The 17,478-nt window shown below is 41.9% G+C and carries 15 protein-coding genes; 10 read left to right on the top strand and 5 right to left on the bottom strand.

Going from position 1 to position 17,478, the window contains the following annotated elements; genetic code table 11:
- Window positions 1-112: 112 nt before the first annotated feature.
- The 7 genes from G4V62_RS12000 (at window position 113) to G4V62_RS11970 (ending at window position 9,352) form a co-directional block, all read left to right on the top strand.
- A complete protein-coding gene (locus tag G4V62_RS12000) occupies window positions 113-1,126 on the top strand; it encodes an ABC transporter ATP-binding protein (protein ID WP_165202535.1) in 1,014 nt (337 codons plus the stop codon).
- Window positions 1,127-1,131: 5 nt separating this feature from the next.
- Window positions 1,132-2,853: an ABC transporter permease gene (locus G4V62_RS11995; protein ID WP_165202533.1), complete on the top strand. Its 1,722-nt coding sequence runs from the start codon at window positions 1,132-1,134 to the stop codon at window positions 2,851-2,853.
- 15 nt (window positions 2,854-2,868) lie between these two features.
- Window positions 2,869-3,699 (top strand): glycerophosphodiester phosphodiesterase family protein, encoded by an 831-nt coding sequence (locus tag G4V62_RS11990; RefSeq protein WP_165202531.1) that lies wholly within the window; start codon window positions 2,869-2,871, stop codon window positions 3,697-3,699.
- A 232-nt stretch (window positions 3,700-3,931) separates the two neighbouring features.
- The gene (locus G4V62_RS11985; RefSeq protein WP_165202529.1) at window positions 3,932-6,109 is read left to right on the top strand and encodes an extracellular solute-binding protein; all 2,178 of its coding nucleotides are present in this window, start codon (window positions 3,932-3,934) and stop codon (window positions 6,107-6,109) included.
- Between the two features lie 332 nt (window positions 6,110-6,441).
- Window positions 6,442-7,152, top strand: coding sequence for a class I SAM-dependent methyltransferase (locus G4V62_RS11980; protein ID WP_165202527.1), 711 nt, complete (start codon window positions 6,442-6,444; stop codon window positions 7,150-7,152).
- Between the two features lie 222 nt (window positions 7,153-7,374).
- A complete protein-coding gene (locus G4V62_RS11975; RefSeq protein WP_165202525.1) occupies window positions 7,375-8,166 on the top strand; it encodes an ABC transporter ATP-binding protein in 792 nt (263 codons plus the stop codon).
- Window positions 8,167-8,296: 130 nt separating this feature from the next.
- Entirely contained in the window at window positions 8,297-9,352 is a 1,056-nt protein-coding gene (locus G4V62_RS11970; RefSeq protein WP_165202523.1) for an NAD(P)/FAD-dependent oxidoreductase, read from the top strand.
- A gap of 94 nt (window positions 9,353-9,446) precedes the next feature.
- Here G4V62_RS11970 and G4V62_RS11965 read toward each other — a convergent pair whose 3' ends face one another.
- Both G4V62_RS11965 and G4V62_RS11960 read right to left on the bottom strand, forming a co-directional pair.
- Window positions 9,447-10,373: a DsbA family protein gene (locus G4V62_RS11965; RefSeq protein WP_165202521.1), complete on the bottom strand. Its 927-nt coding sequence runs from the start codon at window positions 10,371-10,373 to the stop codon at window positions 9,447-9,449.
- 31 nt (window positions 10,374-10,404) lie between these two features.
- The gene (locus G4V62_RS11960; protein ID WP_165202519.1) at window positions 10,405-10,962 is read right to left on the bottom strand and encodes an NADPH-dependent FMN reductase; all 558 of its coding nucleotides are present in this window, start codon (window positions 10,960-10,962) and stop codon (window positions 10,405-10,407) included.
- Window positions 10,963-11,111: 149 nt separating this feature from the next.
- Here G4V62_RS11960 and G4V62_RS11955 point away from each other — a divergent pair, with 149 nt between their 5' ends.
- Entirely contained in the window at window positions 11,112-11,669 is a 558-nt protein-coding gene (locus G4V62_RS11955; protein WP_165202517.1) for a TetR/AcrR family transcriptional regulator, read from the top strand.
- 170 nt (window positions 11,670-11,839) lie between these two features.
- Here the strand turns inward: G4V62_RS11955 and G4V62_RS11950 are convergent, their stop codons facing one another.
- Together G4V62_RS11950 and G4V62_RS11945 are read right to left on the bottom strand one after the other, a co-directional pair.
- Window positions 11,840-13,660 (bottom strand): alpha/beta fold hydrolase, encoded by a 1,821-nt coding sequence (locus G4V62_RS11950; RefSeq protein WP_165202515.1) that lies wholly within the window; start codon window positions 13,658-13,660, stop codon window positions 11,840-11,842.
- 50 nt (window positions 13,661-13,710) lie between these two features.
- Window positions 13,711-14,286 carry a TetR/AcrR family transcriptional regulator gene (locus tag G4V62_RS11945; RefSeq protein WP_165202513.1) on the bottom strand — a complete coding sequence of 192 codons (576 nt, stop codon included), beginning with the start codon at window positions 14,284-14,286 and terminating at the stop codon, window positions 13,711-13,713.
- A gap of 196 nt (window positions 14,287-14,482) precedes the next feature.
- Here G4V62_RS11945 and G4V62_RS11940 point away from each other — a divergent pair, with 196 nt between their 5' ends.
- On the top strand, window positions 14,483-14,881 hold the full coding sequence (locus G4V62_RS11940) for a hypothetical protein (RefSeq protein ID WP_165202511.1): 399 nt from the start codon (window positions 14,483-14,485) through the stop codon (window positions 14,879-14,881).
- Window positions 14,882-14,979: 98 nt separating this feature from the next.
- Here G4V62_RS11940 and G4V62_RS11935 read toward each other — a convergent pair whose 3' ends face one another.
- Window positions 14,980-16,284 carry a DUF5068 domain-containing protein gene (locus G4V62_RS11935; RefSeq protein WP_165202509.1) on the bottom strand — a complete coding sequence of 435 codons (1,305 nt, stop codon included), beginning with the start codon at window positions 16,282-16,284 and terminating at the stop codon, window positions 14,980-14,982.
- A gap of 471 nt (window positions 16,285-16,755) precedes the next feature.
- Between G4V62_RS11935 and G4V62_RS11930 the strand changes: the two genes are divergently transcribed.
- On the top strand, window positions 16,756-17,253 hold the full coding sequence (locus tag G4V62_RS11930; protein ID WP_165202507.1) for a GrpB family protein: 498 nt from the start codon (window positions 16,756-16,758) through the stop codon (window positions 17,251-17,253).
- Window positions 17,254-17,478: the final 225 nt, after the last annotated feature.

The following is a 17,478-nucleotide window of genomic DNA, read 5'->3' as shown; positions in this document are numbered from 1 at the left end:
TGAAGTGGAATCCCCTTATAGACAGCCTTCTGGTTAGGCCTGTCTAAAAAGGCAGGACATTAAACGTAAAGGCTGCCGCTCGAGAAAGAAGGTTTCCAAAGGAGGAAGACCATTGATCACATTTCAAGATATTCAAGTGAAGTTTGCAGACTTTGTGGCGATCCAGCAGTTGAATTTACACATTAACGAAGGCGAGTTTTTTACGTTTCTCGGTCCATCTGGATGCGGTAAAACGACGACTTTGCGTACGTTAGTCGGCTTTATTACCCCTGCGAATGGAAAAATTATCGTCGACGGTGAAGATATTACAAATACGGCGATTGAACAGCGGCAAATTGGCATGGTCTTTCAAAGCTATGCTTTATTTCCGACAATGTCGGTCTATGAAAATATCGCTTTCGGGTTGAAGGTGCAAAAGTATAAAAAAGAGGCGATTCCAAAGCGCGTGGAGGAAATTTCGCAAGTCGTTGATCTTAAAGAGGAGCAGTTGCAGAAAAATGTCTCAGAACTATCCGGTGGACAGCAGCAGCGAGTGGCGATTGCTCGTGCGCTCGCTTTGGCACCTAAAATTATCGTGCTTGATGAACCATTGTCAAACCTTGATGCGAAGCTGAGAAAGCAATTACGCAAAGAGCTTAAGAAACTGCAGCTGGAGCAAGGCATTACAACGGTGTATGTCACGCATGATCAGGAAGAGGCGTTGACGCTATCCGACCGTGTGGCCGTTTTTAATAATGGGATTGTCGAACAGGTCGGTACACCGGAGGAGATTTACAATCAGTCGAAAACCGAGTTTGTTTGTAATTTTATTGGAGAAGCCAATGAAATGAATCAAGAGATGGTGCAAGCCATTGCGCAAAAATCGGTGATTGCGCTCGATTTAGAAAAAAATTCCTATATCCGCACAGAGAAGCTGAAGACGAGCGTTCGTGAAGATGACCAACAATCGGTCGCTTTGCCGGCAAAAGTCATCTCAAAGGAATTTTACGGCACATATTCTCAATATACGTACGAAGTGATGGGCGCATTGCTTACGAATATTGAGAAAGAAGATGGCAATTTTCAGTACGCGGTTGGCGACGATGTGACGTTATATATACATCCAAAAGACATTTTGCAATATTAGGGGATATGACGATGAATAAAATATTTAAAACACATCTTCATAACAAGCTGTCCCTTTGGCTCATAGGTATTCTACTGACTTGGTTTATCACCGCCTTTCTCATCGTGCCAAATATTAATATCCTTTCTACGACCTTTTTTGTCGACGGTGCATTTTCACTAGAGCCGTTTGAAAAGCTATTATCTTCTGAGCGAGCGATGAAAAGCTTATTAAATAGTTTTGTCCTTGCCGTTTCTTTAGTCATTACGGTCAATATTGTGGGGGTTTTTTTAGTCCTCGTTACCGATTATTTTGATATTAAAGGCGCGAAGCTGTTAAAACTCGGTTATTTCACGACTTTAATTTACGGTGGATTGATTCTAGTTGCTGGCTACCAGTTTATATATGGAAGCAATGGCTTGTTAACGTCTTTTCTCGCGCCAATCTTTCCGGGGATGAACGAAGATTGGTTTATCGGTTATCCCGCGGTGTTGTTTGTCATGACCTTTGCCTGTACGACGAATCATATTCTCTTTCTTTCTAATGCAGTAAAAAGCATTGATTTTCAAACAGTGGAAGCCGCAAAGAATATGGGGGCATCGCCTTGGACTATTCTTCGCCAAGTGGTATTTCCTGTGTTACGACCGGTATTAACGACACTGTCGGTGTTGTTGTTTGCGACGGGGCTTGGCGCTCTTTCTGCACCTTTAATTGTTGGAGGAGAAAGTTTTCAGACGATCAGTCCGATGATTTTGTCGTTTGCCAATAGTATAGGCTCAAGAGATTTAGCCGCTTTACTGGCAATTTTCCTAGGGGTGTCACAAATCACCTTGCTCTACTTCATTACGAGGGCAGAGAAAAAAGGCTTTTATATGTCGGTGTCCAAAGTGAAAACGAAAATTGTTAAGCAAAAAATCAACAATAAGTTCGTTAATGTCTTCGTTCATGTGCTTGCGTATCTGCTATTTGCCATTTATGTATTACCAATTGCAGCTGTCATTATTTTCTCATTTACCGATACGTATAGTATTAGTACGGGAACACTTTCGTGGGAGCATTTCACATTAGATCATTATCGGAAAATTTTATTTGATGCTTCGGCATATGAGCCTTTTATTATTAGTATCATTTATTCTGGTTTAACGGCTGTTATTGTCGTTTTGGCGATGCTGTTTATTGCCCGATTGATTCATAAGCACAATAATCGTTTAACGACGACGTTAGAATACTTACTTCATATCCCATGGTTAATTCCAGGCATTTTAATGGCTTTAGGTTTAATTATTACTTACGATAAGCCGATGCCGATTATGGGTAATATCGTGTTAACTGGTACGCTCGTGTTGCTGTTAATCGCTTATATCATTGACAAAATTCCGTTTACGCTACGGATTATGAAAGCCGCCTATTATTCTTTCGACAGCTCGCTTGAAGATGCGGCGAAAAATTTAGGGGCGCGTCCGCTGTATACGTTTATTCGGGTCATTTTGCCGATTGTCTTGCCGACGTCGCTTGCGATTCTCGCATTAAATTTTAATAGCTTACTGGCAGACTATGATTTGACGGTCTTTTTATATCATCCATTTTTTCAACCACTTGGGATTGTCATTCGAAATAATACCGATCCGACCGCAGGCGTTGATGCTAGAGCCATGAACTTCGTTTATTCGGTCATCCTAATGGTAATTTCAGCCGCGGTCATTTACTTTGTTTATGGAAGAGGAAGCAGTAAGAAAAATATACTATAGAAGAGGTACTCGACGATGAACTTGATCCAAAAAAAACTCCAAAACAGTCCATTTCTAATTGCTGTCCACCGAGGCAGCAGTATGGGGAATATTGTTGAAAATACGATTCCTGCTTTTCAGGCAGCAGTTCAATCCGGCGGCGATATGTTAGAGATTGATGTTGTTCGTTCAACAGACGGTAAGTTTTATGTGTTTCATGATGGCAACGAAAAGAGGCTTTTAGGCGCTGAGCGTAATATTACAACAATGCATTCAACTGAAATTGAAGCTTTTCGCTATCGAAACAATATTGGACATCTCGTTAATGTCCACGTAGAGAAATTAGCAGATGTACTTTCTGCCTTTAAGGGCGACGTCATCATTAATTTAGATCGATCATGGGAATATTGGGACACACTGCTACCGTATCTTGATCAATTTGATATGCAGGAGCAAATTCTACTAAAGTCGCCCGTGAAAAAGGAATGGTTAACGCTCTTAAATGATCATCCGGTCAAATATCCGTTCATCCCCATTATTCATACTCTTTCTGACATAGAGGAGATGGAAACATACAAAGACATGAACACGGTCGGTTTAGAGCTCATTGCCCGAAACGAAGAGAGCCCGTTGTTTCAAAGTACAACCATTCAAACCTTTAAAGACAATGGCTACTTCATTTGGCTTAATGCGATTCGTTTAGATGACGACAATATTTTATTTGCAGGACGAGATGATGACGCATCGATCATAGAGGGGCCGGAATATGGCTGGCAGCAGCTCATTGACAAAGGTGCGGATATCATCCAGACCGATTGGCCAAGCCTGATGTACCATTTTCGTGAAGGGATGAAGTCTACAACGTAACACCTGTCTCGGTACGAGTCGTCATTACTTTCCGCATACAAGCGTATTTCAGCATCCTATTAGAATGCATTTAGAACCCGTATGTCTTTTTGCACATGAGCCTACCAGTAATAAAGGTAGGTTTTTTTAAAAAGACTCTTTAAAAACTAAGCAAACGACTACGAATACCATTAAATCTGTCAATGTTGTTTGATAAACTGAAAAAGACCTTTTGTTTTTAGGAGTGGACAATATGGCGACGATTTTAGACATTGCTAAGCTGGCCGGTGTTTCACACGGAACAGTGTCAAACGTATTAAACGGCAAAGGAAACGTAAGCTCAAAAAAAATGGAGCTTGTCTTAAAAGCTGCGGAACAATTAGGCTACAACCTTAATAATAATGCCAAGCTGTTACGCTCAGGGAAAAGTCAAACGATTATTATGATTTTACCGACAATTTGTGCAGATGAATATGCGGCTTTTTATGAAGGAGCCTTACGTGAATCATCTACAAGACAATATCAAATTAAATTGTATTGCACGTACGATAATCCGCTTAAAGAGCGAGACATTCTTAAGGAGATTGTTAAGGAGAGGCCTTCAGGCATTATTACTGTGTCTTCTTTAGCGGATGCGAACGAATATTATGATCAGCTTTCTACGTATCCGAGTGATATTATTTTTGTAAATCGTCAGCCGAGAAATGCTGAAGAGTTTATCACATTTGATTTCAAGCAAGCTGGAGAAGATATTGCCGAATATGTCATGCTCTTAGATGCTCAAAAAATAGGTCTATTTACGGATGAAGAAGACTACGCGAGCGAGCGTGATTTTATCACTTCTTTTGCAAAACAAATGAATCATCAGCACCTCGTCATGTCTCAGTCCAATATGGCTCATGAGTATGAAGCTTCCTTTGAGTTGGTCCAGCGCGCTTCTTTTGATTGTATTGTGACGACGAGCATTGCAAAAGCCGGAAAACTCATTAAGGCATATCACTATGGGGCAGCAGAGCCTTTACCCCCTATCATCTCTTTAGCTCCTTTTCAAAACACATATAGTAATGAAGTTCAGCGCTATTTTTTAGATTACGGTTATGCAGGCGAAAATGCCGTCAAAAAAGTCATTCTTAATATACATTTAAAAGATAAAAGCCATTCCAAAACCTACCGCAACATAGGTTTTTTAGATAAGGTCGTCAGCTATCAACAAGCATCTGATACGCAGTTGAAGATACTCACAATTGAGTCACCAACGACAAGAGCATTAAAGAAAATCATCCCTCATTTTGAAAAAAATACAAAGATACGTGTTCAGCTGGATGTGTGCAGAAATGATGAGCTGTTCGATGTCATTAAAGATGATGAACAGTGGAAGAATTACGACATCATCCGTTTAGACGTTGTCGGTTTAGCCTGGTATGGGCAAAAAATCTTTCAATATTTGCAAGGCTTAGATGATCAGCTTGATCATGTTTTAGCTCAGCTCCCTTATTTTCTAAAGGATGACTATGCCAACATTAATGATGTTACGTATGCCTTGCCATTTGATATTAGTATCCAAATGCTCTTTTATCGAAAAGATCTTTTTGAAAATGAGATGATCAAACGGAAATATTTTGAGAAAACGAAATCTGAGCTGAAAATCCCAACCGATTTTCATACGTATAATCAAATTCTCACTTTTTTTAATGAAAGTGATTTTGATCTCGTCAATGGAATTCATGGTGCTTCGATGATTACCGGTAAAGCAGAAACGATCGTCGCAGAGTATTTGCTGCGCTATTACTCATTGAAGGGCGCCCTGTTAAATGATGGTGAGATCAAGCTAGACCCTGCTCTTGCGACGGAGGCGATGGCATTACTATATGACAATTATCAACATTCGAAAGTTGTTTCAAGCAATTGGTGGGGAGAAGAAGTGAAAGATTTTGTTGAGGGAAAGGCGGCCATGGTTATTGGCTTTATGAACCACTTATCAATTGTTTCGCAAAGCAGTATTAGGGATTCCATTGGCATTGCGAATGTGCCGGGAGATACACCTTTATTAGGGGGAGGCATTTTAGGAATCACAAAAACAACGGATAAACGAGACGAAAGCATCGAATTTTTAAATTGGCTGAATAGCAATGAAATCTCCGAGCAGATCACGTTATTAGGCGGAAATACGTCGAGTTACTTTCTATCAAACAGTTCCGTCGTCCATTCGATGTATCCGTGGTTAAATAAAGCAAAGAAAACGATGATGAATGGAAAAAGGGAAAGTGCGTTTGAGAATGGTGAAAGCATTGATATTAAACAAGCCGAAGAAATTATCGGCAAACATATTTTAAGCATGTTAGCAGATGAGCAACCTGAATTTGAAAGGTATGTCGAGAAGGTGAATGAAGAGCTGCAAGTCAAACAGGCAGACTTGATTACGCAAATGTGAATATGAGAGAAGCCAAGCTTTATTTTAAGTGCTGTGGGTAATCGCAGCTTTAAAATAGAGCTTTTTTCGCATCATCATTAGAAAGAATATGGGGAAAGATAAAGTCCGTTCACAAATATGTCTCGCATCAACAAGTACATAGATAATTAACGGATGAACTTCAAAAATATTTAATCTAAGGACGGTCGCAAGCTGAATTTTGAGCGCGCTGTTTACGAGGTAGAGAAAATTTGCTACAGTTCAAAGCTTTTTGAAAATGGATGCGATATGATATGAAGACAGCGTCGGCAGGAGTGAATACAAACTAAAATATGTTGTCAAGGAGGCTCTTTATGGCACAGCACACTCGAGAAACATTTAATCGGTTAGCCAATACATATAAAATGGATGTAGACGAGGCGAGTCATTACAATGCTTTATATGAACGTCCAGCGATGCTCGCCCAGCTCCCAAATCAGATCCATCAAATGAGCGTGCTCGATGCGGGCTGTGCTGCCGGTTGGTACTCGGAACAGTTGTCCAAGAGAGGGGCTGACGTCACAGGGATTGATGTCAGCCCCGACATGATCAAGGTTGCAAAAGCGCGCTGTGGAGCTCATGCGTCATTTGAATGTTGTGATCTTCAGGAGCCGTTACCTTTTGCCGACAGTTCATTTGATTTAATTGTCAGCTCGTTAACGCTTCATTATATCGAGGATTGGGGACAGGTGTTTCAAGAGTTTAACCGTGTGTTGAAAAAAGGGGGGACGTTCCTCTATTCTGTACATCATCCTTTCATGGACTTTACAAAATTTTCCGGAGACAGCTATTTTCAGACGCAGCCTTTAACAGATACGTGGACGAAGCCGACGATCACCATTGATGTAGATTTTTACAGAAGGCCGATGCAAGACATCGTGAACGATACCAACCAAATATTTTATTTAGAAGAAATGATAGAGCCGCAGCCAGTAGCGAAAATGAACGATGTGAACGAACGAGCGTATGATTACTTAATGACCCATCCGCATTTCTTGATCATCAAAGCGAGTTCAAAAAAATAAGTTCAATTGGTCCGTGTAGCAAAGCAATGCCTGCCTTTCGCGTGAGAAGGTGGGTTTTTTGTTTTTGAGAAAGGGATTGTGCAGCTGAATGAGTTACAATATGAAATTGACATTGAGAATCAATATCATTATAATGAGTTTTGTATTGATAACCATTATCAACTTCTGGAAAATATCAGCTTATATGTTTATTTGATCGTTATATTGAAAGGAGAATCCGTCGTGGATGCTCTTAACGTAGATAAAATCGGTGTTGGCTACATGAATGATTTAATTATTGAGGATTTAAGTGTGGCGATCCCCAAAAATAAAATGACAACGATTATTGGGCCAAATGGTTGTGGAAAGTCTACTTTGATTAAAACCATTGCCCGTATATTGAAGACGAACTATGGCGCAGTGTTTCTTGAGGGGAAAGCGATTCATTCAATGGATACGAAAGCTGTAGCCAAGCGGATGGCGATCTTACCCCAAACCGCACAGGCGCCTGAGGGTTTAACCGTGACCGAATTGGTTTCATACGGACGCTTTCCGTATCGAAAAGGAATAGGATCGTTAACGGAAAAAGATTATGAACAAATGAACTGGGCGATAGAAGTGACGGGGTTGAATGATTTAAAGGATCGTCCCGTTTCTGAGCTTTCAGGCGGTCAGCGACAACGGGTGTGGATAGCCATGGCGCTCGCTCAAGGGACGGATATGCTGATATTGGATGAGCCGACGACGTATCTCGATTTAGCGCACCAATTAGATATCTTAATGTTGTTACAGCGCTTAAACAAAGAAGAAGGAAAAACCATTGTCATGGTGCTGCACGATTTAAACCATGCCTCCCGCTTTTCAGATTATATGGTGGCGATGAGGGAAGGAAAGATTTTAACAGAAGGCGATCCGCATGCTGTCATGACGCAAGAGAATCTTGAGAACGTCTTTCAGATCAATGCAGATTTAGCCGTTTGTCCGTATAGCACACATCCAATTTGCTTATCGTACCAACTTTGCAAGTTTGCCTAATCTTGTTTTCGCTACGATTCGGCTAAGGGGTTTTTTTACACTTTTCTAGGTTCCTGGCTTGCTTTGTCACAACAGAGGAGCTAGCCCTCTGGTATCTATCATGCTGGGGATAAAAAAGGAGGCACTTTCTATGATAAAAAAGCACGATGAAGAAGTGTATGACATGATCATTGTCGGGAGCGGTCCGGCGGGATTATTTGCTGCGTTTTATGCAGGGCTGCGTGAAATGAGCGTGAAAATTATCGAAAGTCAGCCACGACTCGGGGGAAAGGTGCATGTGTATCCTGAGAAGATGATTTGGGATATCGGCGGGCTTACGCCTGTGACAGGGCAGCAGCTGATTGAGCAAATGATCGAGCAAGGGTTGACGTTTAATCCCACTGTGTCATTAAGCGAGACCGTGACTCAAATTGATAAAAATGACGCTGGGGTCTTTCAAATAGAAACAAGTCAAAATAACGTCCACTATGCCAAAACGTTAATGCTTGCCGTTGGCGGTGGAATTCTCGACCCCATAAAGCTGGAGCTGGAAGGTGCTGACGCTTATGAACACGGTAATTTATATTATAGCGTCAAGAAAATGCAAGCGTTTAAAGACAAGCGTGTACTGATTTCAGGCGGTAGCGGTTCAGCTGTCGATTGGGCGAATATGCTTGCGCCGATTGCGAAGCAAGTGACGCTCATTTATCGGGGAGATGCATTGAAGGCACATGAGGCCGATATTACGAAGCTAGGCAAAAACGGGGTTGAGTTCTTGACCCATACAGAGATCGTAGAATGTGTTGGAGAAGGTCAGCACATTCATGCGGCGACATTGCTGAATAGCCAAACCGAAGAAACAACTTCTATCGCTGTCGATGCTGTTCTCGTCAACCATGGCTATAAGCGTGATCAAACGCTGCTGCGTGAAAGTCAGCTAGACATCGACTTAAAGGATGGTTACTTTATTCAAGGGACACCAAATGGCGAGTCGAGTATCCCCGGCCTTTACGGTGCTGGCGATATTTTGAGTCATGAAGGCAAGCTCAACCTTATTGCGGGTGCCTACCAGGACGCGGTCAATGCGGTCAACTGCGCCAAACAATATTTAGATCCAGAAGCCAATCAACGTGGGCTTGTGTCGTCGCACAACCACATTTTCGCTGAGAAGAATAAAAAATATCTTTATGGTGCGCTGGCTGAATGAGCTACTGTTGCTTAGAAGTAAAAAGAGGTTACATCAAACAGAGGTGAGCCGCAATTCGTTTGCAGTCACCTCTGTTTTTCGTGGGAAAGCTAGGTTATTCGGCTTCACTCACGTATATTTCACCAAGAATGTCTCCGACGTGATACGTATGCGGTGTGAGCTCTTTCTCTATCAACTTTTTAACCTCGCTCGGCTGGATGTCATACATCACTTCAATCTCTTTCGCAAACAACCGTTTCTCCTTCTTTAACAGATCGGACAGCATTGGCTGCAGCTTCGGCTCAAGCGCTTCGGTGTTCATGATTTGCTTTAGGCCATCCACATAGTTCTCTAGGGAGCGAGCTCCGACAATCTTTACACCTTGCTTGTGCTCATTCATCATGACAACCGTTGGAAAACCTCGTGCCCCGAGTTTTCCCCGAAGTGCGAAATCTTCATCGAGCAGACGATGGGCTTTTTCGGCTTCAGACGCAGTGATCATCGCTTCTCCGTCGAGTCCGAGCTGATCTACGAGATCTTTCATTTTGTTAAAATGAATAACGTTGTTGTTAAAGGCAAACAGCTCCTCGCGCAGACGTCGTAAAAAGGCATCAGCTTGCTCGGCGCCGTGTTCGCTTTGAATCACTTTATATACACGTGAAGGGGGGAAGGATGATTGTACTGGATCGTCATACCATAAGCCCCCGTCAATTGGCATGCGGCTATGCTCGCCCACCTCACGCCAATGTGCCGCAACGTCTGCTGGCTTGGAAATGCCATTGGCCCGGTCGACAGGCGTATCACTCCACTTTTCCAGCAAGCCGCCCATCACGGTGTGGACATTCACATAATGACCGTATTGCGCTGTAAACCGACGTAGGACAGGCTCCAGTGCCCAACAATGAGAACAGATCGGGTCAGTGACGTAATAAAGGTCGATCGTTTTTACCGGCTCATTGAAATCGATCATCTGCATCCCTTCCTCATCAGCTGGACCACAAACCCCTGTTTCAAGGTCACACATCATGTTCTTATTTGTCATCCTCAATCCTCCTCAGTGATTTGGCAAACGGTTAGCGAATGGTTTTGAGAGCAGTCGACCACGCCACGACTTGGTTGAGCATCGTTTGTACGGTTTCTTCGTGAAAGTCTGCTGGCTGAAAGGTCGTCATCTCTACAAAATCCGTAAATAAGTTTAAGGCCGGCTGCGTTCCGACAGTCGCGATTTGAGGAACAGTTAGGATCAATCGTAACGATTGCGCCGCGGTCACTCCTCCTGAAGAACCGTAGCTCACAATACCAGCGGCTTTATTGTTCCACTCGGTATAAAGGTAATCAATGGCATCTTTTAGCGCTGAGGTAATCCCGCGGTTATATTCCGGTGTCACAAACACAAATCCGTCGAGTTCATTTATTTTTTCCGACCAAGCTTTCGCTTCCGGTGCTTTGAAACCTTGTGAAAATAAAGCAGGCATTGGCTCATTGTATGGAGGCAATTGATAATCTTTAATGTCAACAACCTCAACTTGAGCATCGGATCGTTTGTCTCCAATCGATTTGACCCACTCAGCGACTTGAAGATTGACCCTTGCATCTCGTGTACTGCCAGTAATAATTCCGATCTTGATCATGTGTATATCTCCTCTTGTTGTTTTTGGTTCGTTGCCTTACGATGATATTTTAATACATAATGGAACTACTTCATACCAATAGAGCGGCGCTTCTGTTGCTTATCCAACACATGGGCACAATTGTTGAAAATGTCGGGAGGGGGTACAGCATGGAAGAAACGAAGGTCGACCCGCGCGTCCAGCGCACACGAAGACTCATTATGGATGCGTTTATTGAGCTGTCCGGAGAGAAAGAATTTAGAGATATTACAGTGAAAGATATTACAACTGAGGCCATGATTAACCGTGCAACGTTTTACTATCATTTTGCCGATATTTACGACCTTTTGGAAAAAGCATTGTCTGAGGTCTTACTTGTCAATTTGAACGGTGCTGACTTTGCCGATAGAGCATTGAATGCAGAAACGCTGACAGCAATGTTTGTCGCGATCACCAACTTTCAAAAGTCGTTGTCCAATCGGTGTCATCGCGGTTATGAAGAAACGATCGCCCGCATCATCCGTGAGCAATTAGAAGTCATTCTATTTGATATACTGAAAAGGCAATATTCCGATGATGAAGAAGCGCTGAACACACTTGCTGTTGTGCTGAGCTGGGGGCTTTACGGCGCTTCAGTTAAATGGAAACAGGAGAGCACCTTACAGCCGGAAGCGTATATTCAATCGGTATTACCATTTCTTACAAAAGGAATTGGTTCGGATCACTAGGAGTGCAGTTCGTCTACAGCGGTTCAATCCGCTTCATTAAGGTGCTCTTATGGCTATGGACTTTGAAATATACGAGGTCGTTTGAGGGATTTGCATGCGAAGAGGAATACAACAGCAAAAAGCCGACTTCCGGAGCAGTTCATTGCGGAATCATCGGCTTTTTGCTTTTCTTAAATAAAGTCTTTAAGTCGAGCGGCGGTTTCTTTCGGTTGCGAGATCGGAAAAGAATGGAATAGCGGTAATAAGGTGACGTTTGCTTGATCTCGAAACCCTTCGATGGAATACGTTTGATCAAACTCTCCCCAAATGATGGATGTTTTGTCTTTGTCCAATTGAACACCTTTTGCAAACGTTTTTGTTTGATGGAGCAGAGCGATCATCTCAGCAGTTGTTTTCCTCATTCTTGAAGATTGTAAGTCTTGCCGAACGAATTGCACATATTCTTCGGGGATGTCAGCAGTATTTTTAAACGAATGTTGTTTGACAAGCACGTTTTTTATTTGCTTGTCTTTCATAAAGCCAAGGCCGAGTGCGAGAAGTCCTGGCGATTGATAATAAGGCGTCTTGTTTGCTGCCTTTTGGAGCGTAGGCTGCAATAAAATAAGCCGTTTGATATGATGTGGCATTTTTTCATGTACTCGAGCTGCGATAAAACCGCCAATTGAATGGCCAATCAGCGTCACCGGGGTATTGAGTTCTTGAATGATCTCGATGATGGCATCCACCATGCCCTGTAAGGCGTCTTGCTGGTGGTGGTAAGGTGATCGGCCAAATCCGGGTAGGTCAACAGCGATCGAGTTTACGTGGGGCATGTCCTTGATGATGGGCGTCCACATGTCGGCACTGCTGAATAATCCGTGAATCAACAGAACGGTTTGTTTTGCATCGGGTAATATATTTTCAATTGTAGCGAGTTTTCCTCTTCGGTTTCGTTGCAGCGGAGAATGATGATTCGGATGAGAAAGACGAAAGTCGATGTCTGCAATAACGTATGGCAAAATATCTTTGACCGCAAACGGTTCTGCTCTAAACCGTTGCACGGAAGCTGTTGAAAACTCTTCATTCACAAAAAAATTTAACGACCCTTTTGGAATACCTAGTTTATTCCCTATCCCTGCGTTCACTAATCTTTCTAAGAAGCGAATCGATAGTTTTCCTATTGGCTGTAACGTTCGGAGCTCTTTGGCGATTGATGAAATGAGTTCTTGATTATTAGGGCTATGAGCTTTGCTGGCCAATACATAGTATGTATCACTGTTTGCTGGCTGTGTCGTTACAAGATGAGCGATCAATAATGCGAGATCGGTCTTTGTAACTAAAGGAAGCCGGTACGCATGTCCTCCCGGGACGAAGAGCATTTGTTTTTTCCGTACCCCCTCGACAAGCATCCCAAGCCCACTCGTTTGTTCTGTTTCACCTGTACGCTTGTCACCAATAACAGTTGAAGGGTTGACGACGGAGAGGAGAAGCCGCAGTTTTTCTGCTCGCTGCCGTACCACTAAATCCGCTAAAAATTTCATTCGTTCATAAGGCTCTTCTAAGGGTAGAAAGTTTTCCTCTGTCCACTGCTGCTGACCTTCGCGCCAATTGTCCTCATTAAACGGGCTTTTGTATCCGACGACATGAATAAAATGCCGAAGAGACCCGTGCTGTACAAGATCGTCAGAGACCTTCATCATTTCATTTGCTCCGTGAAGGAATGAGGTTTTAGCCGTTTGCATATCCATGCCAATATCCATTGGCCCACCCGCGTGAATAATAGTGTCAACGTCACGTAGCATCCCGAGGTCATTGATCCCTAGGGCCTCTTTTTGTAAATCGCCTATCACTGGGAGCACTTGCCCGCGCCCACTTGGCAATTTTCCTTTGAGAACATCAAACTCCCGAAGAGACCGAACTAGAGCGTAAATTGTATGATCGCCTTTAAGTAGTTCTTGTAAAACTTCATAGCCAATAAATCCTGTTGCACCGGTCATAAAAATATTTGCCATCTGTCTCACTCCTTTTAGTACTAATAAGTACTAATTTAGGTTAAAAAAAATTATTCCATGAAGAACAGTAATGAGTCTTTGCAGTCGGCAATATAGCAAGGGTCATTCGTAATGGCTGCCATCATTAGGGCACCTTCAATGCTTGAGACAATGAGCTTTGCTGTTTTTTGTATGTTGATATGATTGTTTAATTGCCTGTTGTCGATTGCTTCTTGTAATAACCTTTCTGTCAATGGAATTTGCTCGTGTAAAAAACGGCTGACGAGTGACCTAATTTCTTCAGACTGTTCGGCAGCTTGAAGATACAGCGAAATGAACGGGCATCCTCCTTTTGCCCCCATTGGATTCACAATGTCATCAAACACTTTTTCTAATTTCTCATGAAACGTTTGGTGGGATGCGGTGACAATGTCGATAAATTGTTGTTCATATTGGGACATGCGCCATTGTAATACTCCAACAGCCAGCTTTTCTTTTGTTTTGAAGTGATAGTAGATATTTGACTTAGACACCTGACTGACTTTCACGACTTCATCCATGCTTGTCACATGGTAACCATGTTTCATAAATAACTCAGCGGCAGTGTGAATGACGTGATCTTTGTTTGATTGTTTATTCGTTTTCATATTTAGAACTATATAGTACTAAACAATGTGATGTCAATGATTAATTTAAAGGTTTGTGTACGACGGACTTCAATAGGTTCTATACCTGCTCTAGCAGAAGAGAAGAAAAAATACGAACAAAAGAGTGAAAAATGTAAAATTTACGAAAGGTGGTTTAAAATCATAGTACAGGAAGAGATCAAAAGGAGGGCACACAATGAATGCAAAAGAATGGAGAGAAAAAATCAACGAAAGCTGCGAGCAATATAATAGCTTATACGGACAGCTCGTCAAGCCGATCAATGACATGCTGATGGAGATCGATGCGGATATTTCGGAAAAAACAGCGCGGCAAATCATTGAAAACTTGAAATTATTCCATGAAGGCAATAAGTATATTGCGGATTGCCATCTGGATGAAAGCAACAGTTTCTTAGAGGATGGCATTGCAGCCATAAAGCAAGGGAATTGCGCCGATGGGGCTTTACAGATGTTTGGGGCAGGGTTGAATTTTGCGAGCTTTGCAGCGAAGGCAGCGCAATCGAAAAACATTCAGCCACACGACATGCTGGACGAGCGGTTTACATATATTCAAACGTCATTTGCTGAGAAGTAGAAGAGGAAAAGGGAATCACATCAGTTTGAATTTTCACGTGCCAAATCAAAGAAATAAAAGCCTGCCCCTTTCATTTCAAGGGCAGGCTTTCCTTATTGTTACTTCGGCAATGTAAACGTTGCTGTTTTACCTTTAGAAATGTCATTTGCTTCTTTGTCTTTCATCGGTCCAAGCTCGACTTCAAAGGCTTTGTCTTTCCAAATTTTATCGTATTGCTCTTTGTCCAGTGGGTACACTTGGAGCAATTCACCAGATGAACCTGGCTCAATCATTTTATCGTTGGAATACGGCATAAGCATGCCTTCATTTAACGTATATTGCGAGCCGTCGTTCATTGTGAGCTTAGACGTCAGAGAAGAATGTGCGACTTCTGTGTCGCTTTGGTTATCAATATTAAATTTCACCGTTAAGAGGACGATGCCATTGTTAAACGACTCAAAGCGTGGCGCTTCGTCTTCGTTCGGTGTGAAGTCAGTAAATTGATATCCGTCTAATGCGACAGTGAAATCACCGATGGTTTGGCTGTCACCGATACCTTCTTTGTTGGTAATCATCGTTTTTTCGCCCATATTTTGGGACGTGATTCGGTCAGCATAGAAGCCTTCACTCGCTGTTGCTTCGGCTTTGTCTGCACTTGCTTGGTCAAGGCTAATGGTAAAGAGACCTTTTTCTCCGAAGACAGATCCAAAATCGTCTTTATCGGACTGGGGTTCAGTGACTTGAATATCGATGCTGCCTTGACTCATTATTGTGTTCAATTGCTCTTCCCCAAATGGATAAGCGTAGTATCCAGTGACTTCCTCACCGGCTTTGATTAAGTAATCATTGGACGGTGAGAGCTTCGTCGGTAGCTGTTCTTCTTCAGGAAGGAGATCTTTATAGTTGCCAACAAACTGATCTCCGCCGACGTAAGAAGCGTCAAGCATCGGCATGTAATAAGCATCACTGTCGGTACCGTTGTTTACGGTATATTTCGCTAAAATCACGCCGCCATTCGTCTGGTCGTCAAACTTAATACTGAAGTCCGTATGGAAATCCGTTAATTCGACGAGGGCATATTCGTCTAAAGTGACTGTTACACCTTCCATGTCATGGGATTGTGGTTCAGCACTTTCAAACATGACGCTTGCTGTACCTTCAGTTTGTTCTTCCATAAAGCTGATGGCATCGGCAAAGCTACCTGAGCTCGAATTGTCGGAAGCGGTTGCTTCTTCAGCTTCCTCTGACTCTGTATGATCTGAATCCGAATCGCTTTCGTCGGTTTCATTTTCTGTATCTTCTTGCTGTTCCGTTTCTTCGTTTGTGTCTGTAGACTCGCTCTCATTATTTGTTTCACTTCCGCAACCACTGATGACGATCGTCAAGAATAGTGCGGTGAAGAGCAGATAAATGGATTTGCGCATCTTTCATTGAACCTCCAAACATTAGAATTGGATACTATACTACTATATTGGAATTATTTTCATATATGAAATGTTACCTATTTTCATAAATGGTTAACGCTTATGGTCCTGTGTTTATTTTTTGAAAATCATGATAGTTTTAGTCGAAAGTTGGTCAGATAGGTAAAATGTTCTAGTGAAGAGTGCTTGGACATCAATATATGTGCAGAGATAATAAACCGCTAACGGGCAGGTTAGCTCTAGAAGGAAATTTGAAGGAAGTAAAGAATTGTATAAGAAGGAGTGAAATGAAATGGATAAACTGCTTCAACATTACAAAGAGTTGGTGTGCACCATATTAAAAGTGATAGTGTAATCATTTTAGAAATTCCAGAGAATAGACATCATGAAGCTGATGAAATAGATATGCTCATAAACGAGCTATTAACTCAAATGTAGTTTTCGTTGAGTAATTATGTCTGGGGAGGTACTATGGAACAAGTTGAATTTTTTGAAAGTAGTCTTTTTTCGGCAGATGTAGAGAAAACTTTTCAAGTACATAAAAAGATGATTAAAGAATATCTTCCAGAAGCCGATGTTCAGCACGTTGGAAGTACTGCGATACCTAACAGTTTGACCAAAGGTGATTTGGATATACAAGTACGTGTCACATCTGAACACTTCTCAAAGGCAGTACAGATACTTTCATCGTTGTATGAAAGTAATGACGGTAGTGTGAAAACGGATTGTTTTAGAGCCTTCAAAAATGATTTGACCAATCCTCCTTTAGGAATTCAATTGACAGTAATCGGCTCTGAATATGATTTCTTTTGGAAATTTCGGGATGTTTTATTACTTAATGAAGTTTATAGAATCGAATATGATGACTTAAAGAGGGAATTTGAAGGAAAAGATATGGATGAGTATAGGAATCATAAAAATATTTTTTTTAATAAACTAATGAATACTCCCGAATTTAAAAAGCTTTAATCGTTTAATATGATGATTTCCTGTATTACTATTTTAAGTTCAAATGATAATAGAATTTGTTAAATATTGCACTTAAACAAACAGGGGCTTTAGTTGAACAAGAATTAAACAACTTTATCGTTTTCTGACAGAAGACTCCCACATCAAGGACTGTTAGGACGTTGTCCAACGAGTAAGTGGGAGATGAATGTCGGTTAGGCGTGATTCAAAAAGCTGTCTCTTTTT

Source organism: Litoribacterium kuwaitense (genome assembly GCF_011058155.1).
Classification (GTDB): Bacteria; Bacillota; Bacilli; order Bacillales; family DSM-28697; genus Litoribacterium; species Litoribacterium kuwaitense.
This window is presented reverse-complemented; position numbering and strand designations above follow the sequence as displayed.

Coding starts and splice junctions, on each gene's coding strand:
- G4V62_RS11995 (WP_165202533.1), top strand. CDS start 1,132: ATGACGATGAATAAAATATTTAAAACACATCTTCATAACAAGCTGTCC.
- G4V62_RS11990 (WP_165202531.1), top strand. CDS start 2,869: ATGAACTTGATCCAAAAAAAACTCCAAAACAGTCCATTTCTAATTGCT.
- G4V62_RS11985 (WP_165202529.1), top strand. CDS start 3,932: ATGGCGACGATTTTAGACATTGCTAAGCTGGCCGGTGTTTCACACGGA.
- G4V62_RS11980 (WP_165202527.1), top strand. CDS start 6,442: ATGGCACAGCACACTCGAGAAACATTTAATCGGTTAGCCAATACATAT.
- G4V62_RS11970 (WP_165202523.1), top strand. CDS start 8,297: ATGATAAAAAAGCACGATGAAGAAGTGTATGACATGATCATTGTCGGG.
- G4V62_RS11965 (WP_165202521.1), bottom strand. CDS start 10,373: ATGACAAATAAGAACATGATGTGTGACCTTGAAACAGGGGTTTGTGGT.
- G4V62_RS11960 (WP_165202519.1), bottom strand. CDS start 10,962: ATGATCAAGATCGGAATTATTACTGGCAGTACACGAGATGCAAGGGTC.
- G4V62_RS11955 (WP_165202517.1), top strand. CDS start 11,112: ATGGAAGAAACGAAGGTCGACCCGCGCGTCCAGCGCACACGAAGACTC.
- G4V62_RS11950 (WP_165202515.1), bottom strand. CDS start 13,660: ATGGCAAATATTTTTATGACCGGTGCAACAGGATTTATTGGCTATGAA.
- G4V62_RS11945 (WP_165202513.1), bottom strand. CDS start 14,286: ATGAAAACGAATAAACAATCAAACAAAGATCACGTCATTCACACTGCC.
- G4V62_RS11940 (WP_165202511.1), top strand. CDS start 14,483: ATGAATGCAAAAGAATGGAGAGAAAAAATCAACGAAAGCTGCGAGCAA.
- G4V62_RS11935 (WP_165202509.1), bottom strand. CDS start 16,284: ATGCGCAAATCCATTTATCTGCTCTTCACCGCACTATTCTTGACGATC.
- G4V62_RS11930 (WP_165202507.1), top strand. CDS start 16,756: ATGGAACAAGTTGAATTTTTTGAAAGTAGTCTTTTTTCGGCAGATGTA.